Below are 25,468 nucleotides of genomic sequence, written 5' to 3' on the forward strand. Positions count from 1 at the left end.
GCCGTGGAGCTGAAGACGATCCGCACGGCGCTGGCCGACAGCGTCCTGACGATCACCCTGGCCCGGCCGCACCGCCGCAATGCCTGGACGGGGCGCATGCACACAGAGTATCGCCACGTCCTGGCAGAGGCGGATCGCGATCCAGCGGTCCGCGTCATCGTCCTGACGGGCGACCCGGCGGGCCAGGCGTTCTGCGCCGGGGCCGATCTCGCCGCCCTCGACGGCCATGCGGAGAAGGGCCGCTATGACCCCGGCACGACGGCCGAGATTGCGCGGCCCGGCTTTGGCGTGCAGCCCGAATTCGACGCGACCTTCGCCTATCATTTCGGCCTGGCCAAGCCCGTGATCGCCGCGATCAACGGCGCCTGCGCCGGCGTCGGCCTGGTCCTGGCCGCCTTTGCCGACCTGCGCTTCGCCGTCCCCGGCGCCAAGTTCACGGCGGCCCACGGGCGCTACAACTTCCCCGCCGAATTCGGCCTGTCCTGGGTCCTGCCCCGCATCGTGGGCCTGACCCATGCCAACGACATCCTGCTCAGCAGCCGCGTCTTCACAAGCGAGGAGGCGGACCGCATGGGCTTCCTCAACGCCGTCGTCGCCCCCGAATCGCTGATGGACCACGTCCAGGCCTATGCCCGCACAATGGCGGAGAGCGTCTCTCCCGGTTCGCTGCGCGCGACGAAGCGCCAGGTCTATGCCGACCTCCATCGCGATGCGGCGCACGCCGTTACCGACGCGGAACGCCTGATGGACGAGATGATCCGCCATCCCGACTACCGCGAAGGGGTCAAGGCGTGGACCGCCAAGCGCAAGGCCGACTGGTCGGGGACATGACCGCAGCGCTGCCTTGCCGCTATAAGGCTTGAGGCAGGAATACGAGCACGGGGGACGCGTTGAGCCGGGGTGAGCAGCAGCGGACGCAGCCGAAGTCCGACATCGAGATCGCGCGCGCCGCACAGCTTGCCCCGATCGAGGCGATCGGCGACCGCCTGGGCGTGCCGGCCGAACACCTGTTCCGCTATGGCCGGGCCAAGGCCAAGGTGGCGCTGGACTGGATCGAGACGCTGCCGGAAAAGCCGGACTCAAAGCTGGTCCTGGTCACCGCGATCAGCCCGACGCCGGCGGGCGAAGGCAAGACGACGACGACCGTGGGCCTGGGCGACGGCCTCAACCGCATCGGCAAGCGGGCGGTGATCTGCCTGCGCGAACCCTCGCTCGGCCCCTGTTTCGGGGTGAAGGGTGGGGCGGCGGGCGGCGGCTATGCCCAGGTCGTGCCAATGGAGGACATCAACCTCCACTTCACCGGCGACTTCCACGCGATCGGTGCCGCGCACAACCTGCTCTCGGCCCTGGTCGACAACCATGTCTATTGGGGCAATGCGGCGGGCCTGGACCCGCGCCGCATCACCTGGCGCCGCGTACTCGACATGAACGACCGCAGCCTGCGCAACGTCATCACCGGCCTGGGCGGCCCCGGCAATGGCGTGCCCCGCGAAGCCGGCTTCGACATCACCGTCGCGTCCGAAGTGATGGCGATCTTTTGTCTATCAACCTCGCTCCAGGACCTTGAGGCGCGGCTCGGCCGCATCGTCGTCGGCCAGAGCCTGGGCAAGGCGGGTGAGCGCCGGCCCATCACCGCGCGCGACGTGCAGGCCGACGGCGCCATGGCCGTGCTGCTGCGCGATGCCCTGTCGCCCAACCTGGTCCAGACGCTGGAGAACAATCCGGCCCTGGTCCATGGCGGGCCGTTCGCCAACATCGCCCATGGCTGCAACTCGGTCATCGCGACGAAGGCGGCGCTGAAGCTGGGCGACTATGTCGTGACCGAAGCCGGCTTCGGCGCCGACCTGGGCGCCGAGAAGTTCTTCGACATCAAGTGCCGCAAGGCGGGGCTGAGGCCGGCGGCAGCCGTCGTCGTCGCCACGGTGCGCGCGCTCAAGATGCATGGCGGCGTGGCCCGCACCGCGCTGTCCGCCGAGAACCTTGAGGCGGTGGAGCGCGGCTTCGCCAACCTGGAGCGCCACATCGCCAATGTGCGGCGCTTCGGCGTGCCCGTCGTCGTCGCCCTCAACCGCTTCATCGCCGACACGGATGCAGAGGTGGCCCTGGTCCGCCGCCTGGCCGCCGCACAAGGCGTGCCGGCCGTCGCGTGCACCCACTGGGCCGATGGCGGCGAAGGGACCGAGGCGCTGGCGCACGAGGTGGTCCGCCTGGCCGAAGGCGGCAGCGCCGATTTCCGCCCGCTCTATCCCGACGACATGCCCCTGTGGGACAAGGCCCGTACCATCGCCCAGCAGCTCTACGGCGCCGCCGATATCGAGGCGGACGCCAAGACCCGCGCCCAGTTCGCGGAGTTCCAGGCGCTGGGCTATGGCCGCTTCCCCGTCTGCATGGCCAAGACGCAGTACAGCTTCTCGACCGACCCCGACCTGCGCGGCGCGCCCTCCGGCCACATCGTGCCCATCCGCGAACTGCGCCTGTCGGCGGGGGCGGAGTTCGTCGTCGCCATCTGCGGCGAGATCATGACGATGCCGGGCCTGCCCCGCGTGCCGGCCGCCAACACCATCCACATCGGCGCGGGCGGCCGGATCGAAGGACTGTTCTAGACCGCCTTCACACTGCCCCGCGCCAGGCTCAGCACCAGGGCGATGGAGGCGAGCGCACAGGCCAGCCAGAGCGACAGGACGGGCCCGTTGGTGACGCCCGCCCCCAGGCACAGGGCGGCGAGCGCCGAGCCCGCCATCAGGCCGAACTGGCGCGCCGTGCCCTGCATGCCCCCGGCCCCGCCGGCCCGGGCGGGCGGTGCGGCCAGCAGCATCGTGCGGTTGTTGGGGGTCTGGAACAGGCCGAAACCGATCCCCAGCAGGATCATGCAGCCGATCACATGCGCGTTGCCGGCATCGCCCGGCAGCAGGCTGAGCAGCGCCGTGGCGCTGGCAAACAGGGCGGCGCCCACGACGCAGGAGCGCTGTCCCGCCCCCCGGTCGGCCAGCCAGCCGGCCAGCGGCGCCATCGCCGCCGTGGTCAGGGCGGCCGGGATCATCAGAAGCCCCGTCTCCACCTGGCTGCGCCCCAGCGCATGCTGGAACAGGAAGGGCAGCGCCACATAGGTCGACAGCTGCGCCGCGAACAGGGCCGAGGATGCCGACACCGCCAGGGCCACGACCGGCAGGCGCAACAGGTCGACCGGCAGCAGCGGCGACGGCTTGGGCAGTTCGCGCCGCACCAGGACCAGGCCGAATGCCCCCGCACTCGCGACACCCGCCAGCGCCAGCAGCGGCTGAGTCGCCAGATGGTCCAGCATGACGATCAGGCTGCCGAACATGGCCGCACTCAAGCCCGCACTGGTCCAGTCGAAGGGCCGCCGGCTGCGCGGTATCCCCGGCAGCGCGCGCGCGCCGATCGCCAGCGCCAGCAGCCCGATCGGCAGGTTCATCAGGAACATCCAGTGCCAGTCGGCAACGCTCAGCACCAGGGAGCCGAGCGGCGGCCCCAGCACGCCCGAGAACGACGCGGTAAAGGCATTGGCCGCGATCCCCCGCCCGATCATCGCCCGCGGATAGGTGAAGCGCAGCAGGGCCGCGATCACCGCGAACACCGCCGCCGCCCCCACCCCTTGCGCCGCCCTGGCCAGGACCAGCGTCGTCAGCGTCTGCGACAGTGCGCAGGCGAGCGAGGAGGCCAGGAACAGGCTGAGGCCGGAGAGGAACACCCGGCGAAAGCCGACGATCTCGCCCAGGGCCGAGAACGGCAGCAGGCAGATCAGGATGGCGATCTGGTACGAGGTGACGATCCACACCGTCGCATCCGGCGCGACGCCCAGGTCCACCGACAGGCGCGGCAGGGCGACATTGACGATGGAGCCGTCGACGACGGCCATCGTGATCGCCAGCAGGACGGACGCGACCGCCCAATAGCGCCGGGGTGAGGGCAGGCCATCCCGCTCCAGCCCCGCCCCCGCCTTGTCCGAATCCACGCGTTCCGCCATCGGCCGCATTCATGACAAGACCGGCGGTCCCTGGCGAGTGCCCTTTTGCTGGCACGCCCGCCGCATTATGGTCCGCCCATGATCGACATCATCGTGATCGGTGCCGGGGCCGCGGGCCTGGCGGCGGGGGAAGCTGCGCTGGCGGCCGGGCTCGACACGCTCGTGATCGAGGCGGGCAACCGTGTCGGCGGCCGCGCCTATACCGAGTGGGAAAGCTTCGGCACCGCCTTCGACCATGGCTGCCAATGGCTGCATTCGGCCTCGATCAACCCGTTCCGGGCGATCGCCGACCGCCTGGGCATGCGCTATCGCACGGCGCAGCGCAATCGCCGCTTCTTCGGCGGCGGCCGCTGGCTCTCCGACGCGGAGGCGCAAGCCGTCCAGGACGGGATCGAGGCGTTGTACGAGGCGGTCTACGCTGCGGGCCGGGCGGGCCGGGACGTAGCCGTAGCCGAGGTGATCGCCGGCCACCCCCAGGCCGACCCCTTCCGCCAGCTCTATACCGCGATCATGGCGGCCGAGCCCGACAGGGTGTCCGTCATGGACACTTTCAACTATCGCGAGACGAACGAGAACTGGCCGGTCGAGGATGGCCTGGGGGCGCTGGTCGCACGGGCATCCGCCCATGTGCCGGTCCGCTTCGCCTGCCCCGCAACCGTGATCGACTGGTCGGGCCCGGGGGTTGCGGTCGAGACGCCACAGGGGCGCATCCAGGCGCGCGCCGCCATCCTCACCGTCTCGACCGGCGTGCTGGCCTCAGGCGCCATCCGCTTCGCCCCCGGCCTGCCCACGGCGCAGGGCGAGGCCATCGCCGCCCTGCCGCTGGGCCATTCGTGCAAGATCGCCGCCAGCTTCCGCCGCGATCCGTTCGGGGACAAGCCGCCGCACTTCCTGGGCCTGCTCGACCGGGGGCCCGCCGGTTTCGGGCTCCAGGTCCACCCGTTCGACCGGCCCATGGTCACCGCCTATGTCAGCGGCACCCTGGCCCAGGAGTTGGAAGCCGCAGGCCCCGCCGCCATGCACGCCTTCCTGGACGAGCAGATCGCCCATGCCTTTGGCGCCGACCTGCTGCGCGAGATCGACCGGCGCAAGACGACGGACTGGAGCAGCAACCCCCTGGTCCGCGGCGCCTATTCGGTCCAGCGCCCGGGCAGCGGCAGCCCCCGCGCAACCCTGGGCCAGCCCATTGCCGAGCGCCTGGTCCTGGCAGGCGAAGCCGCCAGCGTGGACGCCTTCTCCACCGTCCACGGCGCCCGCCTCTCCGGCCAGGCGGCGTTTGCGGCACTGCTCCCCACCCTCGCCAAGGCGGCCTGAGGCGCGCGTTGCACCTGATGCTTCGAGGCTCGCTCCGCTCGCACCTCAGCATGACGCCGTTGGATAAAACGCAATAATCCCAACGGCGTCATGCTGAGGAGCGGGCCACCGGCCCGCGTCTCGAAGCATCTGTCACGCGGGTGACGCTGAGGATGACCCTCCCCCGTTGTCGTTCGCCCGACCGGTCGGCAGAATGACGGCATAACGAGACACGAAGGGATGCGACGCCATGAAGTTCGGGCTGTTCTACGAACACCAGCTGCCGAAGCCCTGGGACGAGGGCTCGGAGCTCAAGATCATCCAGGACTCGCTGGACCAGGTCGAACTGGCCGACAAGCTGGGCATCGACTACGTGTGGGAGGTGGAGCACCACTTCCTGGAGGAATATTCCCACTCCTCCGCGCCCGAGGTGTTCCTGGCAGCATGCAGCCAGCGGACCAAGAACATCCGGCTGGGCCACGGCATCATCCAGCTGACCACCAACCACCCGGCCCGCGTGGCGGAGCGCGTCTCGACCCTCGACCTGGTGTCGAAGGGCCGGGTCGAGCTGGGCCTGGGCGAAGGCTCGTCCGTGACAGAGCTGCACCCCTTCGACCGCCGCTTCCGCGACAAGCGCGCGATCTGGGAAGACGCCGTGAAGTGCGTCCTGCCCATGTTCTACAAGGAGGGGTGGGAGTACGAGGGGGAATGGTTCAAGTTCCCCATGCGCAACGTCCTGCCGAAGCCGATGCAGCGCCCGCATCCGCCGCTCTGGGTCGCCTGCTCGCAGCTTGAGACGATCGTGATGGCGGGCACACGCGGCATGGGCGCGCTCGGCTTCCAGTTCGTGAGCCCGGAGGCGGCGCGCGCCTGGGTCAACGCTTACTACAACGCTTATACCAAGCGCCTGGACAAGCTGACCGACTACCAGACCAATCCCGGCATCGCCATCGTCGCCCCCTTCATGTGCGCCGAGACGGACGAGGAAGCGCGGGCCAAGGCCGAGGGTTGGACCTTCTTCCAGTTCAGCCTGACCTTCTACAACAAGCAGGGCCCCTTCGTGCCCGGCACGGTCAACCTGTGGGACGAGTACCAGAAGTGGAAGCAGACGCCCGAGGGCGGCAAGCTGAACTCCACCGGCCTGATCGGCTCTCCCGCCACGATCCGGGACAAGCTCCGTCAGTTCCAGTCGACCCATGTCGACCAGGTGATCCTGCTGGCCCAGGCTGGCAAGAACGCGCATGAGGATATCTGCGCCGGGCTGGAGCTGTTCGCGCGCGAGGTGATGCCCGAGTTCCACGCGGACGAGCCCGCCCACCAGGCGTGGAAGGCCAAGGTCCTGGCCGGCGAGATCGAACTCGATGAGATCGACACCAAGCCCTATGACGTGATCAGCCTCCAGACCCCGACGAACAAGATCAAGGCGGCAGAGTAGGCCGTCCCGGCGCGCCCCGACGGTCGCGTCGGCCGAGTCGGATCGCATCCAGCCTGCCCTGGGGACGCGCCACCGGTTGGCCCCCCGGGCAGGCTTCCCCCTCGAAGGGGAATGCGGGACCGCCATGCGAGCCGGCATCCGCGCCTTGCCTCGACAGGGCAGTTTCCAGTTCATCTTCCCGATGGCGGGACTTTCAAAGAAAAACCACGCGTCCGGACAGGACGACGTGTGAACCACGTCATGACCTGACGCCCTGGTTTCGACGCTGAATACTTCTCCCGATGGTTGTCGCGGGTTTGATCCAGATCAAAGGGGCAGCGGCACTCCGCGGCCCATGCGCCAGCCTTCCGCCGCGGGGCACCGCCACCGCCACAGGCTGGCGAAGTCGTTGAATTCACTCAGGGTCGGTGGCCGTAGCGGGCCTCCACCAGCGACGGCCCGCCACAGCTCCCGTCTTGGAACGCGGCGGGCGGCGTGAAACCCAGGCGGGCATTGCCGATTGTTCCAAGCAAAAACTGTTTTAATTCAACGCGTTATTGATGCCGACATAAAGGAGTCCTTAACCGATCCAAGCGAAAACACATTGCGCGTGATGTATGCACGCGACGACTCTTAAAGGAGCCGCGGTCGTGATACGCGTCTATGATTGCCTGGTCCGGGATCATGACCTCTGGCTGGTGGCCGCGGCGGCTGTGATCTGCCTGCTGGGCTCGTTCTCGACCTTCAGCCTGATCAACCACAGGCACCAGACCGTCGGCCGCGCGCGGCTGCTCTGGCTTGGCGGTGCAGCGATTGCCAGCGGATTTGCCATCTGGGCGACGCACTTCGTCGCCATGCTGTCGTTCCAGCCGACCAGCCAGACGGCCTATGACACGACGCCCACGCTCGCGTCGCTGGCGGTTGCCATCCTGGTCACGGGTGCGGGCATTGCCCTGTCGGGCATCCGGACGCGCGACAGGACCACGGCGCGCTGGGTCCATGCCGCGGGCGGCCTCATCATCGGCGTCGCCATCGGCATCATGCACTATGTCGGCATGTCCGGCTTCCGCGTCGCCGGCACGCTGACCTGGGATGTCGACCTGGTCGTCGCCTCGATCTTGATCGGCGGCCTCCTGGGCGCCGCCGCGCTGGCCGTGGGGGCCGACACGGACAAGCGCTCGCGCCTTGGCATCGCGACCGGCCTGCTGGTCCTGGCGATCTGCGGCCTGCACTTCACCGGCATGGGCGCGGTCACGGTGGTCGGCGACCCCCGCATGAGCGTGCCTGCCAATTCGCTGCCGCCGCAATGGCTGGCCGTCGGTGTCGCCCTGGGCTGCATGACCATCCTGATGCTGACCCTGGCCAGCGTGCACCTGGACCTGCTGCGCCGCCGCCGCGTGGCCGAGGAGGCTCAGCGCATGCGCGACCTGGCCGATGCCGCGGTGGAGGGCCTGGTGGTGATCGACGGCGACCGCATCGTGGCCGCCAACAAGAGCTTCGAATCGATGCTCGGCAAATCCGAGCACGAGGTCCTTGCCCTGCTGGTCAGCGACCTGCTGAGCGCCGAGGCGCTGACGGCCATCGCGGTCAATCCCGGCGTCGGCGTCGAGGCCGACATGCGGCGCGGCCCGGGGCCCAAGGACCTGGTGCCGGTCGAGCTCGTCTCACGCCCCATCATCTTCGGTGGCCAGCCGCGCCAGGTCGTGGCCATCCGCGACCTGCGCGCACGCCGCCGGGCGGAGGCGGAGATCCGCTTCCTGGCCTATCACGACCCGCTGACCGGGCTGCTGAACCGCGCCAGCTTCAACGCCCGCCTGGACCGCCAGTTCGACGAGGCGGATGTCGGCCGGCCCTTCGCGGTGCTGGCCCTCGACCTCGACCGCTTCAAGGGGGTCAACGACACGCTGGGCCATCCGTCGGGCGACATCCTGCTGCAGCGGGTGGCCGACCGGCTGCGCGCCGCCGTGCGCACCGGCGACGTGGTGGCGCGCCTGGGCGGCGACGAATTCGCGATCCTGCTGACGACAGGCGAGCAGCCCTCGGCCGCCATCGCCCTGGCCCACCGCCTGGTGGAGCAGATCGCCCTGCCCTTCCAGATCAACGGCCAGCTGGTCAATATCGGCACCAGCGTCGGTATCGCCATCGGCCCCGCCGACGGCAGCGACGCGACCGAATTGCTGAAGAACGCCGACCTCGCGCTTTACCGCGCCAAAAGCGACGGGCGCGGCGCCTGGCGCTTCTTCGAACCGGAGATGGACCTGCAGATGCAGGCCCGGCGCAGCCTGGAGCTCGACCTGCACGCGGCCCTCGCGCGGCAGGAGTTCGAGATGCACTACCAGCCGCTGTTCGACGTCCGGCAGAACACGATCGCCGGATTCGAGGCTCTGGTCCGCTGGCGCCAGCCGGAGCGCGGCCTCGTCTCGCCCGCCGATTTCATTCCCCTGGCCGAGGAGACCGGCCTGATCATCCCCCTGGGCGAGTGGGTCCTCAACACGGCATGCTCCGAGGCGACGCGCTGGCCCGGCCAGATGTCGGTCGCCGTGAACCTGTCGCCGGCACAGTTCCAGAGCAAGCGCCTGGTCGACATGGTCGAGCACGCGCTGCGCCGCTCGGGCCTGGCGCCGCACCTGCTGGAGCTGGAGATCACCGAGACGGTGCTGCTGCAGGACAGCGCCGACACGCTGAACACGCTGCACCGCCTGCGCGCGCTGGGCATCCGCATCTCGATGGACGATTTCGGGACGGGCTATTCCTCGCTCAGCTACCTGCGCTCGTTCCCGTTCGACAAGATCAAGATCGACCGCTCGTTCATCAACGAGGTGGAATCGAACACGGAATGCGCCGCGATCGTGCGGGCGATCGTCGGCCTGGGCCACAGCCTGGGCATCGCCACGACCGCCGAAGGGGTCGAGACGGCGGCGCAGATGGACCACATGCGGGCCGAAGGCTGCGACCAGATCCAGGGCTACCTGATCAGCCGCCCAGTCCCCGCCCACGACCTGACGGCTCTTCTCAACCGCCTGTCCAGCGCCGCCGCCTGAGCGGCCGCCGGCCGCGCATCCGAGGCCTGCCTGAACTGTTTCTTCAGCAGGCCTATTCCTTCAGCAGGCCTTGGGCGCGAAAGCTGAAGGGTTGGCCCTGGCCCACCACAAGGTGGTCGTGCACGCGCAGGCCCAGCACGCCGGCGGCTTTCGCCACCTCCTTCGTGACCTCGATGTCGGCGCGGCTGGGCTGCGGGTTCCCGCTGGGGTGGTTGTGGACCAGGATGATCGCGGCGGCCCCCAGTTCCAGCGCCCGGCGGACGACCTCGCGCGGGTAGATCGGGGCCTCGTTGATCGTGCCCTTCTGCTGGACTTCGTCGCGGATCAGGCCGTTGCGGTTGTCGAGGTAGAGGACGCGGAACTGCTCCGCCGTCTCATGCGCCAGGCGGCTGCGACAATAGTCGAGCAGCGCCTGCCACGAGCCGAGCACGTCGCGCGTCCGCGCCTGCTCGCGCAGCATGCGGGCCGCGACCTCCCGGATCACGCCCAGGTTTGCGATCGTCGTCTCGCCCAGGCCCTTGACCTTCGCCAGTTCCGCGGGCGGTGCGGACAGCACGCCGGAGATCGAGCCGAAGCGGGACAGCAGCGTCTTGGCCAGCGGCTTCATGTCCCGCCGCGGCAGCAACTGCGTCAGCAGCAGCTCCAGCACCTCGTAGTCGGGCAGCGCCTCCGGCGTGTCCAGGAAACGCTCGCGCAGGCGCCCGCGATGGCCGAGATAGTGCGGCTCGTCGGCAAGGTCCTCGGACACGGCCCCTCCCCGGCGCGGCCCTGGCAGCGGCGTCAGGCGTAGGGCGGCTTGTGCAGCCCCGCAGCCGAGGTCGTGAAGATCTCCACCCCGTCGGCGGTGACACCAACCGAGTGCTCGAACTGCGCCGACAGGGAGCGGTCCTTGGTGACGGCGGTCCAGCCATCGGGTAGCAGCTTGGCCTGGTACTTGCCCAGGTTGATCATCGGCTCGACCGTGAAGATCATGCCCTGCTTCAGGACGGGACCCGTACCCGCCTCGCCGAAATGCAGCACATTGGGCGCCATGTGGAACACGCGCCCCACGCCATGGCCGCAGAAATCGCGCACAACCGAGCAGCGCTGAGCCTCGGCAAAGGTCTGGATGGCATGGCCGATGTCGCCCAGGCGGGCGCCCGGACGGATCACCGCGATGCCGCGCATCATCGCCTCGTACGTGATGTCGATCAGGCGCCGCGCCTTCAGCGGCACCTCGCCCACCGTGTACATGCGGCTGGAATCGCCGTGCCAGCCGTTGAGCAGCGGCGTCACGTCGATGTTCAGCGTGTCGCCCTCGACCAGCTTCTTGTCACCCGGAATGCCGTGGCAGATGACATGGTTGATCGAGGTGCAGATCGACTTCGGGAAGCCGCGATAGAAATGCGGCGCGGACACGCCCCCATGGTCGTGGATATAGGCATCGGCCAGGCGGTCCAGTTCGCCCGTGGTGATGCCGGGCCGCACATGGGCGGCCAGCATGTCCAGGCAGTCCGCCGCAAGCCGGCCGGCGCGACGCATGCCCTCGAACGCCTCTGGCCCGTGCAGCACGATGGCAGTCGGGTCGTCGGCCTCGTCCAGCTCGTCGTCCACGCTCAACAGGCTCATCCACGCGATCCTCGGCAATGGCGCAAGACAGAAGGGATACGCCGATCCCCTGCAGGTGGCAACGCGTAGCCACCTTGTCCAGGGGGCACGGCCCGCACCCCCGGATCGGCTGCGGCTTCAGGGCCGGGCGATCCGGACCTGAAGCTGGTCATCTATTGCCCCGCCTGAGTTCGGGACGCGACGCACGGCGAGCGCTGTACTAGGCTGCCGCGCGGGAGGAGCCACGAGACCCATGACCGCATCCGAGCAGAGCACCCCTGTCGCGACCGTCACCGCCTGCCTCATCATCATCGGCAACGAGATCCTGTCGGGCCGGACGCAGGACGCAAACCTGGCCCATATCGCGCGCACGCTGAACGGCTGGGGCGTGCGGCTGATGCACGCCCGCGTGATCCCCGATATCGAGGACACGATCGTCTCCACGCTCAACGAATGCCGTGCGGCCTTCGACTATGTCTTCACGACGGGCGGCATCGGGCCGACGCATGACGACATCACCGCAGACTGCGTGGCCAAGGCCTTTGGCGTGCCGCTGGTCGAGCATCCGGAGGCGATCGCCATCCTGGAAACCTATTACCCCAAGGGCGAGCTGACGGTGGCGCGCCGCCGCATGGCCCGCGTGCCGCAGGGCGGCGACCTGGTGCCCAACCCGGTGAGCAAGGCGCCCGGCTTCCGCATCGGCAATGTCTTTGTCCTGGCCGGCGTCCCGGCGATCATGCGCGCCCAGCTGCACGAGACGCGCGAGCACATATCGGGCGGCCTGCCCATGGTCTCGCGGACCGTGACCGCCTTTGTCGGCGAGAGCCGCGTCGCGGTCCAGCTCGAGGAACTGCAGGACCGCTACACCGATGTGGAGATCGGCTCCTATCCGTTCTGGAAGGACGGCAAGCTGGGCACCAGCCTGGTCTTCCGCGGCACCGACCCCGCCCGACTGGAAGCCGGCGCGGACGAGCTGAAGGCGATCCTGCGCGACCTGGGCACCGAGCCGATCGACGGCGAGCCCTGAGCCGCCTTCAGCCGGCCGCCTGCAGCAGCGCCGCCATGCGCGGGATGACCGCGTTCACGGCCTTCAGCGGCCGCATCATCACCTTGAACGTCGTGATGCGGCCGTCCTCGTCCCAGTGGATGATGTCGACGCCGTTGGCATAGAGGCCGTCCAGCTCCAGCTCGAATTCAAGCACGGCCGAGCGCTCCGCCCGCCATTCCCCGACATAGCGGAACGTGCCGTTGTTGAGCACGCTGAGCGCCGCCGTCAGGTACTTCACGACCAGCGCGCGGCCCACCTGCGGCGCGTGGACGACGGGCGACAGGAAGACGCCGTCCGCGGCGACCAGGTCGGCCAGCTCCGACAGGTCCCTGGCGGCCACCATGTGGTGCCAGCGCGCCATCGGGTCGCGCGCGGCGTCCTGCACGGGCTGCTGTGTCATGCGCATCCTCCGTTCGTTGCAGGCGTAAGAAGGCCGCCCGCACCGCGCCGATGCAACCGCAATCCGCAAGGCCCCGCCGCCCGGCCACCCACCCCAGATTCGGCTTGGCTTGCGCAACCGGGCTGGCTAAGCCTTGGCCCATGCGGGCGTGGCGGAATGGTAGACGCACCGGACTTAAAATCCGTTGGGGGCAACCCCGTGGGGGTTCGAGTCCCCCGGCCCGCACCAGACGGCCCGCAAGAACCGGCGTACCAGAACCGGCGAAAGATTGGCGCGCCTTGGGCGCGTGAAGCCGGGCCGGGCCGGGTGGGGACGGAACACAAGGATGGAGAGGTTCGCGTGAACGCACAGAGCAGGCCCCAGGTCGGATTTGACGAGGTTGTCCTCGGCCGGCGCAGCATCCGCGGCTACAAGCCCGATCCGGTGCCCAAGGCCGTCATCCGGGAGATCCTGGAGATCGCGATGCGGGCGCCGTCCTCGCTGAACACGCAGCCCTGGAACTTCTATGTCGTCGCGGGCAAGCCGCTGGACCGCATCCGCGCCGGCAATACCGAGCGCAACCTGGCGGGCGTCCCTGCCTCGCGCGAGTTTCGCAGCCACGGCGAATATGCGGGCGTCCACCGCGAGCGGCAGATCGAGATCGCGAAGCAGCTCTTCGCCGCCATGGGCATCGACCGCCACGACAAGGAGGCCCGGTTGGACTGGGTCCTGCGCGGCTTCCGGCAGTTCGACGCGCCGGTGTCGATCGTCATCACCTATGACCGGTCAATCCATGGCGGGGATGTGGCGCCGTTCGACTGCGGCGCCGTGGTCAACGCCCTGGTCAACGCCGCATGGTCCCGGGGCCTGGGCTGCGTCATCAACAGCCAGGGCATCATGCAGTCGCCCGTCGTGCGCGAGCACGCCGGCATCGCGGAGGATCAGGTCATCATGATCTGTGTCGCCATGGGCTATCCCGACGACGACTTCCCCGCCAATCCCGTCGTCTCGCGCCGCAAGTCGGTGGACGAGGCCGCGGTGTTCGTCGGCTTCGACGACGGGGATTGAGCCATCGCGGCGGCGGGATCGCCGGCCAGGATCGGGGCGCCCACCTGGGCCATGCCCTGCCGCACCTCGGCCAGGATCAGGTGCCCTTCCTCCAGGCTGTTCCGGGCCAGCGTGCGCACCAGGTCGGCCTGGGCGACCGCCAGCTCGACAGGGCTGTTGCAGTCGGCAAGCCTTGCGACATGCTCGGAACAGGCCTGAAGCTGGCGCGCCGCAAGCGCCATGCCCTGCCGGTAGAAGGCCCGGCCAATCTGGGCGGCGGTACCGCCCAGGGGTGCGACCCAGGACGGGAGCGCGGCAGCGTCCGCATGGTTTTCCGGATTGGACATGGCAACCTCCGTCGGCGGAAGACCACACCCTGATACCACCGGCGCCGGGTGGCCTTGATCCAGATCAGCGTTTCACCCGCATCAACCACTAGCCACGAGTGGGGGCGGTGGCGCTATAAACGCGACCGGCAGGCAGACAGCAGAACCAAGGGGAGGCGTCATGGATTTCGCGCTCAGTGAAGAGCATCGGATGCTGAAGGACCTGGTGGCGAAGTTCGTGAAGGACGCGCTGCTGCCGCTGGAGCCGGCCATGCTGGAGATGGACGCGGCCGGCAAGGTGCCGAAGCTGAGCGAGGCCCAGCGCGCGCCCATCGACGCCCTGTCCAAGGAAATGGGCCTGTGGGGCCTGGACGCGCCGGCCGATGTCGGCGGATCCGACCTCCCCATGGTCGCGATGGTCGGCGTCTACGAGGAGATGGGCCGCACCATCACCCCCTATGTCCTGCCGCCCGACAGCCCCAACCTGCGCATGCTGATGGCGACGGTGAACGACGCGCAGCGCGCCCAGTACCTGGCCCCCTATGCCGCGGGCGAGACGATCTCGGCCATCGCCATCTCGGAGCCGGGCGCCGGTGCCGATCCCGCCGGCATGACGACCAAGGCGGTGCGCGACGGCGACGACTGGGTGATCAACGGGCGCAAGATCTGGATCAGCAAGGCGCCTTATGCCGACTTCACCATCGCGATGGCGGTGACGGACCCCGTCAAGCGCGCCCGCGGCGGCATGAGCGCCTTCATCATCGACAAGGGCACGCCCGGCTTCAACGTCCTGCGCGAGATCCCGATGATCGGCGGCCAGCCGACCTATGAGGTGGTGTTCGAGGATTGCCGCGTACCGGCGTCCAAGCTGCTGGGCCAGGAGGGCCAGGGCTTTGCGCCGATGCAGGTGCGCCTGTCGACCCGGCGCCTGCAGATGGGTATCTGGGGCATTGCCCTTGCCCAGCGCGCGCTGGAGATGATGGTGGAGCACGCCAACCAGCGCGTGACCTTCGGCACATTGCTGGCCGAGCGGCAGTCGATCCAGTGGTGGGTGGCGGATGCCGCGACCCGCATCCATGCCGGCCGCCTGATGGCCTATGACGTCGCGTGGAAGCTGGACCAGGGCATGGACGTCCGCACCGAGATCTCGATGCTGAAAGTGGTGGGGACCGAGCTTGCCTGGGACGTGATCGACCAGGCGATGCAGGTCTTCGGCGCCATGGGCATGACCAAGGAATTGCCGCTGCACCTCATGGCCTCCCTCGTCCGCACCATGCGAATCTATGACGGCCCGTCCGAGGTGCACCGCATGGTGATCGCCCGCAACGTGCTGGGCCTGAAGCGATGATCGCGCACCTTCGCCGCGTGCGCAGGAATGCCGCCGCAGCGCCGTGCAATGTCGCACCCCGGCCTGCAAGGCCAGGGTGGAAAACGGCCGTTTGCTTGGCTATGGTGGCGCCCATGAATCGGTACCTTTCGATGCTTTCTGCCCCTGCCGCCGTCCTGATGGCCGGGCTCCTGATGGCTGGCCCCGCGCTGGCGCAGTCGCCACGGTCGCTTGGCACGTTCGGCGACTGGGACGCCTTCTCCACGTCCGACAGCGGCAAGCCGGTCTGCTACGTCGCGACTTCGCCCAAGACGACGAAGCCGACCAACGTGCGGCGCGATCCGATCTTCCTGCTGGTGACGCACCGGGGGAACGTCCGGAACGAGGTGTCGGTCGTGACCGGCTATACCTACAAGCCCAAGAGCGAGGTGAAGGCGGCCGTCGACGGCAGCAATTTCACCCTGTTCACCCAGGGCGACGGCGCCTGGGCGCGCGACCAGCAGACCGACGCCCGGATCGTCGACGCCATGCGCAAGGGCGCGCAGATGGTGGTCAAGGGCACGTCCAGCCGCGGCACCGAAACCACCGACACCTACTCGCTCAAGGGCATTTCCGCAGCCCTCGACGCCATCAACAAGGCCTGCCCCCCGTGATCGACGCCGCGGCGCAGGGCCGGACGGGCCCCGCCGCGGGCCCGATCGCACCGGCAGAACGCGACGCCCGGGTGGACCTGATCGGTCTGACCCGGGAGCAGATCGCAGCGAGCCTCTCCGCCCTTGGAGAGGATCGCGCGTTGGCCATGCGCGCCAACCAGATCTGGCACTGGCTCTATCATCGCGGCGTCACCTCGTTCGAGGCGATGTCCACCCTGTCCAAGGCCCTGCGGGTCAAGCTGGCAGAGGGCGCGCGCATTTCGCGGCCCGAGATCGTGCGCGCCCAGGTTTCGGTCGACGGGACGCGCAAGTGGCTGCTGCGCTTTGCCGATGGCGAGCTGGCCGAGACGGTCTACATCCCCGACGCCGATCCTGAGGCCGGGCGCGGCACGCTGTGCGTGTCCAGCCAGGTCGGCTGCACGCTGACCTGCAAGTTCTGCCACACGGGCACCCAGCGCCTGGTGCGCAACCTCACCCCCGCGGAGATCGTTGGCCAGGTTCTGGTCGCGCGGGACGAGCTGGGCGAATGGCCCTCCCCCACAGAGGGGCGCCTGCTGTCCAACATCGTCATGATGGGCATGGGCGAGCCGCTCTATAATTTCGAGAACGTCTCGACCGCGCTGAAGATCGTCATGGACAACGAGGGGATCGCCCTCTCGCGCCGGCGCATCACGCTCTCGACCGCGGGCGTCGTGCCGATGATCGAGCGCTGCGGGGCAGAGCTTGGCGTCTCCCTCGCCATCTCGCTCCACGCGGTGACGGACGCTGTGCGCAACGAGATCGTACCGCTCAACAAGAAGTATCCCATTGCCGAGTTGATGGCCGCGTGCCGGGCCTATCCGGGCCTCAACAATGCGCGGCGCATCACCTTTGAATACGTGATGCTGAAGGATGTGAACGACAGCCCGGCCGACGCGCGCGCGTTGGTGAAGCTGATCCGCGGCATTCCGGCCAAGGTCAACCTGATCCCCTTCAATCCCTGGCCCGGCTCGCCCTACGAACGGTCCACGCCAGAGGCGATCAAGGCGTTCTCGGAAATCGTCTTCGCCGCGGGCTATGCCAGCCCGGTCCGCACCCCGCGGGGCGAGGACATCATGGCCGCCTGCGGCCAGCTCAAGTCCGACTCCATCAAGCAGAAGGCCGCCGACCGCCTGCGCGCAGCCGAAGCCGCCGCGCACTGAGACCGCCCCGATTTCGCACCTCATCCTGAGGTGCGGAGCGAAGGGGGGCGCCTGAGGGTGAGGTGGTCCTGGCGAGAATGGAGTGAGCGGCGTCGCTTACTGCTTGACCTTCGTCTGCGCTCGCGCGATGCAGCGCGCTTCCCGAAGTCCAGTCCCGTGCCGCCATGATCCCTCGCTATGCCCGCCCCGCGATGACCGCCCTCTGGACGCCGGAGGCGCGCTTCCAGATCTGGCTGGAGATCGAGGCCCACGCGCTCGACGCCATGGCAGAGCTGGGCACGGTTCCGAAGGAGGCCGCCAAGGCGGTCTGGGAACGGGCGAAGTTCGAGGTCGACCGGATCGACGCGATCGAGCGCGAGACCAAGCACGACGTCATCGCCTTCCTGACCAATGTCGCCGAGCATGTCGGCGAGGAAGCGCGTTTCCTGCACCAGGGCATGACCTCGTCCGACGTGCTGGACACCTGCCTCGCCGTGCAGCTCGCTCGCGCCAGCGACATCCTGCTGGCCGACATGGACGCGCTGCTGGCCGCCCTGAAGAAGCGCGCGTTCGAGCACAAGCTGACCGTCACGATCGGCCGCAGCCACGGCATCCATGCAGAGCCCACGACCTTTGGCCTGAAGCTGGCGCAGGCCTATGCCGAGTTCGACCGCTGCCGCACCCGCCTGGTCGCGGCACGGGAGGAGATCGCCACCTGTGCCATCTCCGGCGCTGTCGGCACCTTCGCCAATGTCGATCCGCGGGTCGAGGAATACGTCGCGGCCAAGCTGGGCCTGAAGCCGGAGCCGGTGTCGACGCAGGTCATCCCGCGCGACCGCCATGCCGCCTTCTTTGCCGCCCTGGCCGTCATCGCCAGTTCCATCGAGCGCCTGTCGGTCGAGATCCGCCACCTGCAACGGACCGAGGTTTTGGAGGCGGAAGAGCCGTTCAGCGTGGGGCAGAAGGGTTCAAGCGCCATGCCGCACAAGCGCAATCCCGTCCTGTCCGAGAACCTGACGGGCCTGGCCCGCCTGGTCCGCTCGGCCGTCGTGCCGGCGCTGGAGAACGTGGCCCTGTGGCACGAGCGGGACATCTCGCACTCCTCCGTCGAGCGCGGCATCGCGCCGGACGCGACGATCCACCTGGACTTCGCGCTGATGCGCCTGACCGGCCTGATGGAGGGCCTGGTCGTCTATCCCGACCAGATGAAGCGCAACCTGGACAAGCTGGGCGGTGTCGTCCATTCGCAACGCGTCCTGCTGGCCCTGACCCAGGCCGGCGTGTCGCGCGAGGATGCCTATATGCTCGTCCAGAAGCATGCCCACGCCACGTGGCGCGATGGCGGCGACTTCCTGGAGCGACTGGCCGGCGATGCCAAAGTCACGACCGCCCTGTCCCGCGCCCAGCTGGAGGAGCTGTTCGACCTCGGCTACCACCTGAAGCACGTCGACACGATCTTCCGCCGCGTCTTCGGCGAGGCGTGAGGCCGCGCTCTGTGATGCTTCGAGACGCGGGACCAGCCGTCTCGAAGCATCGCAGGGCAACGCCCGCCTCAATCCCCCGTGCGCGTGAAGGTGGCGGCGACCTTTGCCGCGGGGTCGGCGGCAAGCGCCGCCAGGAACGCCTCGATCTGTGTGGCACTGCCGGTCAGGTCGCCGAACTCGCCGACCGTCACCTGGGTCGCCGCCGCGATCCGCTTCGTCTCCGGCGCTTCCGCCGCCATCAGGGCAACGCTGCCGCCCTGCACCCGGACCAGCAGGACGGCGACCGATTCCTGATCCACGTCGGCCTGTGGCTCGGCCTGCATCAGGTAGAAATCGCCCGCCAGCGGCTTGACGCGCAGCGCCATGGGCACCGCCTCGGGATCGTCCTGGGTCTCGGCGACATAGGCCTTGGCCGCGGCGTTCCAGGTAATGCGCATGACCAGGTTTTCGGCCTGCCCCTCCGCCGTGCCGGTGTAGAGGCCGTCGGCGATGCCCGTCACGGCCACGCCATCGGCCTGCCCCAGGACCCGCGTCTTGGTCGGCCAGCACCCGGCCAGGGCCAGCGGAAGCACCAGCAGGACGAGAACGAACCGGCGGGCGCGCTGCGCCAGGGCAAAGCATGTCATTGTCGCGCGTCCTCGACCGTCCGTTCCGTGCAGGGCAGGCCCCAAGCGATGCGCGCGATGCGGCTGTGCGTCAAGACGCAACGGCAGGTTTCAATTCCGCACCCATGAGCCTAGGCTCAGCCCGCGCCGTATGAACCAATGTCGAAGGGGGCCGCCATGCGTTGGGAGGATCTGGGGGAGGAGCATTGTTCGATCGCCCGGGCCATGTCGGTGGTGGGCGACCGCTGGACGCTGATGGTCCTGCGCGAAAGCTTCCTGGGCGTGCGGCGGTTCGAGATGTTCGAGGAGCGCCTGGGGATCGGCCGGCCGATCCTGTCGGACCGCCTGCGCAAGCTGGTGAACGAGGGGGTGCTGGCCCGGGTGCCGTATCAGGACAAGCCACGGCGAGACGAATACCGCCTGACGGACAAGGGACGCGACCTCTACCCCGTCATCCTGTCGCTGGCGCACTGGGCCGACCAGTACATGGCGGGCAGTGACGGGCCGCCGCTGCTCCACGTCCACAAGGCATGCAACCACGTCATGCACGGGGTCATGACCTGTTCCGAATGTGGCGAGCCGCTGGCCGCGCGCGACGTCTGGGTGGTCCCGGGCCCCGGCGCCAACTTCGATGGTCGGGAGCCGCCATCGGTCGTGCACGGCCAGGCGGCAAGGGCATCACGCGAACAGTGAATCCCTTTGACACGTATTTTTTCAGAACTAAGGTAGCGCAGAGAGGGAACGGACAGCGCCATGACGGCACCGGATGACGGGCGGGGGGGCGAGGGCTGGGCTGCGGAACTGGCGGAAATCGCCAGGCGCCGCGACGCGGCCAAGGCGCAGGGCGGGCCGGCGGCGGTGGCGAAGCACCATGGCCGCGGCCGGCTGACCATCCGCGAGCGGATTGACACCCTGCTCGACCCCGGATCGTTCCAGGAACAGGGTCCGATCGCCGGCAGTGACGAGGATGGCACCTTTACCCCCGGCAACTACGTGCTCGGCTTCGGCAAGGTCGACGGCCGGCCCGTGATCGTGGGGGGCGAGGACTTCACGATGGGCGCGGGCACGCCGAACGTGGCAGGCCTGCGCAAGTCGATCTACACGGAAGAACTGGCCGTCCAGTACAAGGTGCCGCTGATCCGCCTGCACGAAGGCTCCGGCGCCAGCATCACTGGCAGCGGCGGCCGGAACCGCCCACCGCCCTTGCCCGATCCGGTCTTTGCCGCCCACCGCTTCACGTCCGTCGGCCGCACGCTGGCCCAGGTGCCGGTCGCGACCGCCGCCGTGGGCACGGTCGCCGGGCTTCCCGCCAGCCGCCTGGTCTCTGCCCACTACACCGTCATGACGCGATCGACCGCCGCCATCATGGCGGGCGGCCCCGCGCTCGTGGAACGGGCCCTGGGCCGGCCCGTGACGCGCGAGGAACTGGGCGGGCCCGAGGTGCACGAGCGCAGCGGCGTCGTCGACGACGTGGTCGAGGACGAGCGCGAAGCCTTTGTTGCGATCCGCCGCTTCCTCTCCTATCTGCCGCGCAATGTCTGGGAGCGGCCGCCCGTCGTGCGCAGCGGCGATCCGGTGGAGCGCATGGACGACGACCTGCGCCATGCCGTGCCGCGCAACCGGCGGCAGGTCTATGACATGCGCCGCATCCTGAAGGCCGTGGTCGACCGCGACAGCCTGTTCGAGATGACGCGCAAGTTCGGGCCCAGCCTGATCACGGCGCTGGCCCGGCTGGACGGCGTGCCGGTCGCGGTCATCGCCAACGACTGCCGCCACATGGGTGGGGCGCTCACCGCACCCGCAGCCCGCAAGATGCGCCGCTTCATCGAGTTCGCGGAAGTCTTCCACCTGCCCATCCTCAGCTTCGTGGACGAGCCCGGTTTCATGATCGGACCCGAGGCGGAGCGCGAGGGGACGATCCGCTTCGGCTCCAGCGCCGTGATCGCGGCGGCCCTGTGCTCCGTGCCCTGGGCCTCGATCATCGTGCGCAAGTCGATGGGCCTGGCCTCCGCCGCGCACTATGGCGCGGGCGCGCTTGTGCTGGCCTGGCCGTCGGCGCAGTCGGGCGCCCTTCCGGTCGAAGGCGGGGTTGCCGTCGCCTTCGCCAAGGAGATCGCCGCTGCCCCCGATCCGGCAGCACGGCGGGCGGAACTGGAAGAGGCGCTGGCTGCCCGCACCTCCCCCTTCCCGCGGTCGGAAAGCTTCTCCGTGCACGACCTGATCGACCCGGCCGAAACGCGGCCCCGCTTGGCCCAATGGCTGGACCTGGCGGCCCCGCTGCTCGATCGCCACCTGGGCATCACCCACTTCACCTACCGGCCCTGACGATGACGTCGCCGCCAATGCCGAGTTCAATCCCCTTTGGCTGGCGCTTGCCGGCTCCCTCTCCCGTGCCGCAGGCATGGGAGAGGGCGGGGGGTGAGGGCACGGTCCCGCGTTTCCCGCCCGGGGAACCCTCGTCACCGGCAGGATACCGCCCCCACCCCGGCCCTCCCCCATCGCTTCGCGACGGGAGAGGGAGTCCGGTCGCGCCACGCCCACTCAATTCAACTCCACGAACGGAGATCGCCTGAATGTCCCTGCCTTCCGTCCTGCGTGACCGGCTGCGCCTGCCGGTGATCGGCTCGCCCCTGTTCATCGTCTCCGGCCCGGAACTGGTCATCAACCAGTGCAAGGCGGGCATTGTCGGCTCCTTCCCCTCGCTCAATGCGCGGCCCGGGCCGGTGTTCGAGGACTGGCTGAAGCGCATCCGCGACGAGCTTGGCGAATACGACGAGGCGCATCCCGACGCGCCCTCCGCCCCCTATGCCGTCAACCAGATCGTGCACAAGTCGAACGACCGCTTAGGGCACGACCTGGACCTGTGCGTGAAGTATCAGGTGCCGGTCATCATCACCTCGCTGGGTGCGCGCGAGGACCTGAACCAGGCGATCCATTCCTATGGCGGCGTCGTCCTGCACGACGTCATCAACATCCCCTTCGCCCGCAAGGCGATCGAGAAGGGTGCGGACGGCCTGATCGCGGTCGCGGCGGGGGCCGGCGGCCATGCTGGCACGCTGTCGCCCTTTGCCCTGATTCAGGAAATCCGCGAATGGTTCGACGGGCCGCTGGCCCTGTCGGGCTCCATCGCCAATGGCGGGGCGATCCTGGCGGCCCAGGCGATGGGCGCGGACCTGGCCTATATCGGCTCGGCCTTCATCGCGACGCAGGAGGCGAATGCCGACCCCGCCTACAAGCAGTGCCTGGTCGATTCGGCGGCGAACGACATCGTCTATTCCAACCTGTTCACCGGCGTGCACGGCAATTACCTGAAGCCCAGCATCATCAATGCCGGCCTGGACCCCGACAACCTGCCGACGTCCGACCCGTCGAAGATGAACTTCGGCTCTGGCGGCAATACCAGCGCCAAGGCCTGGAAGGACATCTGGGGCTGCGGCCAGGGCATCGGCGCCATCAAGGACGTGCCCCCGGTCGGCGACCTGATCGCCCGCTTCACGCGCGAGTACAACGCCGCCCGCGCAAGCCTGGGCCTGGCCCCGGTGCGCGCTGCGGCGGAGTAGTCCTGCCTCCGGGGAGCCGGCACAAGGCTCCCCGTCAACCAGACCTGTGAGGAACTCGCCCATGCCGCAGGACAAGGGGACCGTCGCCGTGGTGGGCGCCGGGGACTATATCGGGGCCGCCATCGTCCGGCGCTTCGCCGCGGAAGGCTTCACCGTCTTTGCCGGGCGGCGCAATGGCGACCAGCTCAAGCCCCTGGCCGACGAGATCCAGGCCGCCGGGGGCCGGTGCGAGGCCCGCACTCTCGACGCCCGCAAGGAGGAGGCGGTCGCCGCCTTCCTGGACGAGGCGGAGGCGGCAGGCCCGCTCCAGGTCTGCATCTTCAACGTGGGCGCCAACGTCAATTTCCCGATTCTTGAGACGACGGAACGCGTCTTCCGCAAGGTGTGGGAAATGGCCTGCTATGGCGGCTTCCTGACCGGGCGGGAGGCCGCGCGTCTGATGGTGCCGCGGGGCCGGGGCACGATCATCTTCACCGGAGCAACGGCGAGCCTGCGCGGTGGCAAGGGCTATGCCGCCTTCGCCTCGGCCAAGTTCGGCCTGCGCGGCGTCGCCCAGGCGATGGCGCGGGAGCTGGGGCCGCAGGGCATCCACGTCGCCCACCTGATCATCGACTCGGGCGTCGATACCGCCTTCGTGCGCGGCCGCATGGGCAATGTGGAGCCGGAGCCCGACCAGCTGATGAACCCCGCCTCGATCGGGGAGACCTATTGGCAGCTGCATGCGCAGCCGCGCGACGCCTGGACCCACGAGTTGGACCTGCGCCCCTATCGGGAGACCTGGTAATGGAAGCCACATTCTATTTCGACTTCGGCAGCCCGAATGCCTACCTGGCGCACAAGGTTCTGCCCGGGATCGCGCAGCGCACGGGTGCTGCCTTCACCTATGTCCCGGTCCTGCTGGGCGGGATCTTCAAGGCGACCGGCAACCGCTCGCCGATGGAGGCCTTTGCCGGCATCCCGGCCAAGCTCGCCTATGAGAACCTGGAAATGCAGCGCTTCATCGCGAAGCACGGCCTGAGCCGCTTCCGCATGAACAGCCACTTCCCCGTCAACACGCTGATGATGATGCGGGGGGCCGCCGCGGCGCAGCTGGACGGCACCTTGATGCCTTATGTGGAGGTCTGCTTCCGCGCGATGTGGGAGGAGTCGGTCAAGATGGACGACGCCACCACGATGCAGGCGACCCTGGACGCAGGCGGCCTGGACGGGGCGGCCATCATGGCCCGCATCCAGCAGCAGGACGCCAAGGACCTCCTGATGCAGAATACGAACGCGGCGGTCGCCCGCGGCGTGTTCGGCATCCCCACCTTCTTCGTCGGCGACGCCATCTTTTTCGGCAAGGACCGCCTGCGCGACGTCGAGGAGGCGATCGCGGCGTCCTGAAGCGACACCGTCCACCTCATCCTGAGGTGCGGAGCGAAGCGTAGCCTCGAAGGATGGGCAACCCGCGCGACGGCGGCCCATCCTTCGAGGCTCGCCGTTGGCTCGCACCTCAGGATGAGGAGGGATAGCGAATGGCTACGAGACGGACCCTAATCCTGATCCGAGTTCGGGCTTGATCGTAGCACCCGCCCCCGTCACCTTGGCCCCGCGATCGAAGGGAAGCGGGGAAGACGGATGACCCTGAAGTTCAGGACGCCCGACGGGCTCAACCTGGCGGCGGATGCCTATGGCGATGCCACGCATCCGCCGGTCCTGCTCTGCCATGGCGGCGGGCAGACGCGCCATGCCTGGGGCGGGACGGCGCGGACGCTGGCCGCTGCGGGCTGGTACGCGGTCACGCTGGACCTGCGGGGCCATGGCGACAGCGACTGGGACCCCGAGGGTGACTATCGCCTGGACCGCTATGCCCATGATGCGCTGGCGGTTGCCGCCGCCCTGCCCAACGCCCCGGTCGTGGTCGGCGCCTCGCTGGGCGGCATGTCGAGCATGCTGGCGCAAGGGGACCTCCTGCCCGAGGGGCGCGTGCTGGATCAGCCGCTGGCGTCCGACCTGAGGCGCGGCTTTGCCGGTCTGGTGCTGGTCGACATCACGCCGCGCATCGATCCGGAGGGCGTGCAGAAGATCCTGGGCTTCATGGCCAGCCACGTGGAGACGGGGTTCGAGACGCTGGAGGAGGCAGCCGACGCCATTGCCGGCTACCTGCCGCACCGGCCGCGGCCGCGCAGCCTGGACGGCCTGGCCAAGAACCTGCGCCTGCGCGACGACGGCCGCTATCGCTGGCATTGGGACCCGCGCTTCGTCAACGGCGACCAGCGCCCCGGCGGCAGCCGCATGCCAGACCGCCTGACCGAGGCGGCGCGCCGCCTGGACCTGCCCACCATGCTGGTGCGCGGCAAGTCGAGCGAACTGGTGAGCGAGGCGCACGCGCGCGAGTTCCTGGAACTGGTCCCCCACGCCCATTATGTCGACGTCAGTGGTGCCGGCCACATGGTGGCGGGCGACCGCAACGACGCCTTCACGGACGCAGTTCTTGGCTTCCTGGCCAACCACACGCGGGGCTGAGCCATGAGAGCCCTCCCCCGTCGCCTGCGATGGGGGAGGGTTGGGTGGGGGCGA

General features: G+C 68.9%; 23 protein-coding genes and 1 tRNA gene. 18 read left to right on the forward strand and 6 right to left on the reverse strand.

The genetic code is table 11. The features are described 5' to 3' along the window. Positions 1 to 3 precede the first annotated feature (3 nt). Entirely contained in the window at positions 4 to 831 is an 828-nt protein-coding gene (locus ACI6GS_RS20380) for an enoyl-CoA hydratase-related protein (RefSeq protein ID WP_439815302.1), read from the forward strand. A 59-nt stretch (positions 832 to 890) separates the two neighbouring features. Beyond that, entirely contained in the window at positions 891 to 2,603 is a 1,713-nt protein-coding gene (locus ACI6GS_RS20385) for a formate--tetrahydrofolate ligase (protein WP_439815303.1), read from the forward strand. Here ACI6GS_RS20385 and ACI6GS_RS20390 read toward each other — a convergent pair. Then, entirely contained in the window at positions 2,600 to 3,985 is a 1,386-nt protein-coding gene (locus ACI6GS_RS20390; RefSeq protein WP_439815304.1) for an MFS transporter, read from the reverse strand. The two genes, ACI6GS_RS20385 and ACI6GS_RS20390, sit on opposite strands and share 4 nt — an antisense overlap. 78 nt (positions 3,986 to 4,063) lie before the next feature. On the opposite strand from ACI6GS_RS20390, the gene ACI6GS_RS20395 reads away from it, so the two are divergent. The 3 genes from ACI6GS_RS20395 to ACI6GS_RS20405 all read left to right on the forward strand — a co-directional run bounded on the left by ACI6GS_RS20395 (position 4,064) and on the right by ACI6GS_RS20405 (position 9,733). Next, positions 4,064 to 5,299 (forward strand): flavin monoamine oxidase family protein, encoded by a 1,236-nt coding sequence (locus ACI6GS_RS20395; RefSeq protein ID WP_439815305.1) that lies wholly within the window; start codon positions 4,064 to 4,066, stop codon positions 5,297 to 5,299. 229 nt (positions 5,300 to 5,528) lie between these two features. Further along, positions 5,529 to 6,713 carry an LLM class flavin-dependent oxidoreductase gene (locus ACI6GS_RS20400; protein WP_439815306.1) on the forward strand — a complete coding sequence of 395 codons (1,185 nt, stop codon included), beginning with the start codon at positions 5,529 to 5,531 and terminating at the stop codon, positions 6,711 to 6,713. A 629-nt stretch (positions 6,714 to 7,342) separates the two neighbouring features. Then, positions 7,343 to 9,733 carry a bifunctional diguanylate cyclase/phosphodiesterase gene (locus ACI6GS_RS20405; RefSeq protein ID WP_439815307.1) on the forward strand — a complete coding sequence of 797 codons (2,391 nt, stop codon included), beginning with the start codon at positions 7,343 to 7,345 and terminating at the stop codon, positions 9,731 to 9,733. A gap of 52 nt (positions 9,734 to 9,785) precedes the next feature. Here the strand turns inward: ACI6GS_RS20405 and radC are convergent, their stop codons facing one another. Further along, positions 9,786 to 10,481: a RadC family protein gene (gene radC, locus ACI6GS_RS20410; RefSeq protein ID WP_439815308.1), complete on the reverse strand. Its 696-nt coding sequence runs from the start codon at positions 10,479 to 10,481 to the stop codon at positions 9,786 to 9,788. A 32-nt stretch (positions 10,482 to 10,513) separates the two neighbouring features. Next, positions 10,514 to 11,341 (reverse strand): type I methionyl aminopeptidase, encoded by an 828-nt coding sequence (map, locus tag ACI6GS_RS20415; protein WP_439815309.1) that lies wholly within the window; start codon positions 11,339 to 11,341, stop codon positions 10,514 to 10,516. Positions 11,342 to 11,573: 232 nt separating this feature from the next. Between map and ACI6GS_RS20420 the strand changes: the two genes are divergently transcribed. Further along, positions 11,574 to 12,347 carry a competence/damage-inducible protein A gene (locus ACI6GS_RS20420; protein ID WP_439815310.1) on the forward strand — a complete coding sequence of 258 codons (774 nt, stop codon included), beginning with the start codon at positions 11,574 to 11,576 and terminating at the stop codon, positions 12,345 to 12,347. Between the two features lie 7 nt (positions 12,348 to 12,354). On the opposite strand, the gene ACI6GS_RS20425 is transcribed toward ACI6GS_RS20420, so the two are convergent. Beyond that, a complete protein-coding gene (locus tag ACI6GS_RS20425) occupies positions 12,355 to 12,768 on the reverse strand; it encodes a nuclear transport factor 2 family protein (protein ID WP_439815311.1) in 414 nt (137 codons plus the stop codon). Between the two features lie 142 nt (positions 12,769 to 12,910). Between ACI6GS_RS20425 and ACI6GS_RS20430 the strand changes: the two genes are divergently transcribed. Together ACI6GS_RS20430 and ACI6GS_RS20435 are read left to right on the forward strand one after the other, a co-directional pair. Further along, positions 12,911 to 12,996: transfer RNA gene (locus tag ACI6GS_RS20430), tRNA-Leu, on the forward strand. A gap of 111 nt (positions 12,997 to 13,107) precedes the next feature. After that, positions 13,108 to 13,815, forward strand: a complete 708-nt coding sequence (locus ACI6GS_RS20435; RefSeq protein WP_439815312.1) for a nitroreductase — start codon at positions 13,108 to 13,110, stop codon at positions 13,813 to 13,815. On the opposite strand, the gene ACI6GS_RS20440 is transcribed toward ACI6GS_RS20435, so the two are convergent. After that, entirely contained in the window at positions 13,719 to 14,141 is a 423-nt protein-coding gene (locus ACI6GS_RS20440) for a hypothetical protein (protein ID WP_439815313.1), read from the reverse strand. The genes ACI6GS_RS20435 and ACI6GS_RS20440 overlap by 97 nt on opposite strands. 160 nt (positions 14,142 to 14,301) lie before the next feature. Here ACI6GS_RS20440 and ACI6GS_RS20445 point away from each other — a divergent pair, with 160 nt between their 5' ends. From ACI6GS_RS20445 to purB, 4 genes are all read left to right on the forward strand, one after another. Beyond that, a complete protein-coding gene (locus tag ACI6GS_RS20445) occupies positions 14,302 to 15,468 on the forward strand; it encodes an acyl-CoA dehydrogenase family protein (RefSeq protein ID WP_439815314.1) in 1,167 nt (388 codons plus the stop codon). A gap of 131 nt (positions 15,469 to 15,599) precedes the next feature. Beyond that, entirely contained in the window at positions 15,600 to 16,100 is a 501-nt protein-coding gene (locus tag ACI6GS_RS20450) for an invasion associated locus B family protein (protein ID WP_439815315.1), read from the forward strand. Further along, positions 16,097 to 17,281 carry a 23S rRNA (adenine(2503)-C(2))-methyltransferase RlmN gene (gene rlmN / locus ACI6GS_RS20455; protein WP_439815316.1) on the forward strand — a complete coding sequence of 395 codons (1,185 nt, stop codon included), beginning with the start codon at positions 16,097 to 16,099 and terminating at the stop codon, positions 17,279 to 17,281. The genes ACI6GS_RS20450 and rlmN overlap by 4 nt, the downstream gene beginning before the upstream one ends. A 164-nt stretch (positions 17,282 to 17,445) precedes the next feature. Next, the gene (gene purB, locus ACI6GS_RS20460; RefSeq protein ID WP_439815317.1) at positions 17,446 to 18,744 is read left to right on the forward strand and encodes an adenylosuccinate lyase; all 1,299 of its coding nucleotides are present in this window, start codon (positions 17,446 to 17,448) and stop codon (positions 18,742 to 18,744) included. A 68-nt stretch (positions 18,745 to 18,812) separates the two neighbouring features. Here purB and ACI6GS_RS20465 read toward each other — a convergent pair whose 3' ends face one another. Then, positions 18,813 to 19,370, reverse strand: a complete 558-nt coding sequence (locus ACI6GS_RS20465; RefSeq protein WP_439815318.1) for a hypothetical protein — start codon at positions 19,368 to 19,370, stop codon at positions 18,813 to 18,815. Between the two features lie 156 nt (positions 19,371 to 19,526). Here ACI6GS_RS20465 and ACI6GS_RS20470 point away from each other — a divergent pair, with 156 nt between their 5' ends. The 6 genes from ACI6GS_RS20470 to ACI6GS_RS20495 all read left to right on the forward strand — a co-directional run bounded on the left by ACI6GS_RS20470 (position 19,527) and on the right by ACI6GS_RS20495 (position 25,414). Then, a complete protein-coding gene (locus ACI6GS_RS20470; RefSeq protein WP_439815319.1) occupies positions 19,527 to 20,042 on the forward strand; it encodes a winged helix-turn-helix transcriptional regulator in 516 nt (171 codons plus the stop codon). 60 nt (positions 20,043 to 20,102) lie between these two features. Beyond that, on the forward strand, positions 20,103 to 21,674 hold the full coding sequence (locus tag ACI6GS_RS20475) for an acyl-CoA carboxylase subunit beta (protein WP_439815320.1): 1,572 nt from the start codon (positions 20,103 to 20,105) through the stop codon (positions 21,672 to 21,674). A gap of 248 nt (positions 21,675 to 21,922) precedes the next feature. Then, the gene (locus ACI6GS_RS20480) at positions 21,923 to 22,909 is read left to right on the forward strand and encodes an NAD(P)H-dependent flavin oxidoreductase (RefSeq protein ID WP_439815321.1); all 987 of its coding nucleotides are present in this window, start codon (positions 21,923 to 21,925) and stop codon (positions 22,907 to 22,909) included. A 61-nt stretch (positions 22,910 to 22,970) separates the two neighbouring features. After that, complete coding sequence (locus ACI6GS_RS20485) at positions 22,971 to 23,693, forward strand: SDR family oxidoreductase (RefSeq protein ID WP_439815322.1); 723 nt, start codon at positions 22,971 to 22,973, stop codon at positions 23,691 to 23,693. Further along, positions 23,693 to 24,292, forward strand: a complete 600-nt coding sequence (locus ACI6GS_RS20490) for a 2-hydroxychromene-2-carboxylate isomerase (protein WP_439815323.1) — start codon at positions 23,693 to 23,695, stop codon at positions 24,290 to 24,292. Before ACI6GS_RS20485 ends, ACI6GS_RS20490 begins: the two co-directional genes overlap by 1 nt. Positions 24,293 to 24,526: 234 nt before the next feature. After that, positions 24,527 to 25,414 carry an alpha/beta fold hydrolase gene (locus ACI6GS_RS20495; RefSeq protein WP_439815324.1) on the forward strand — a complete coding sequence of 296 codons (888 nt, stop codon included), beginning with the start codon at positions 24,527 to 24,529 and terminating at the stop codon, positions 25,412 to 25,414. Positions 25,415 to 25,468 lie beyond the last annotated feature (54 nt).

Source organism: Zavarzinia sp. CC-PAN008 (assembly GCF_051903925.1).
Taxonomy (GTDB): Bacteria; Pseudomonadota; Alphaproteobacteria; order Zavarziniales; family Zavarziniaceae.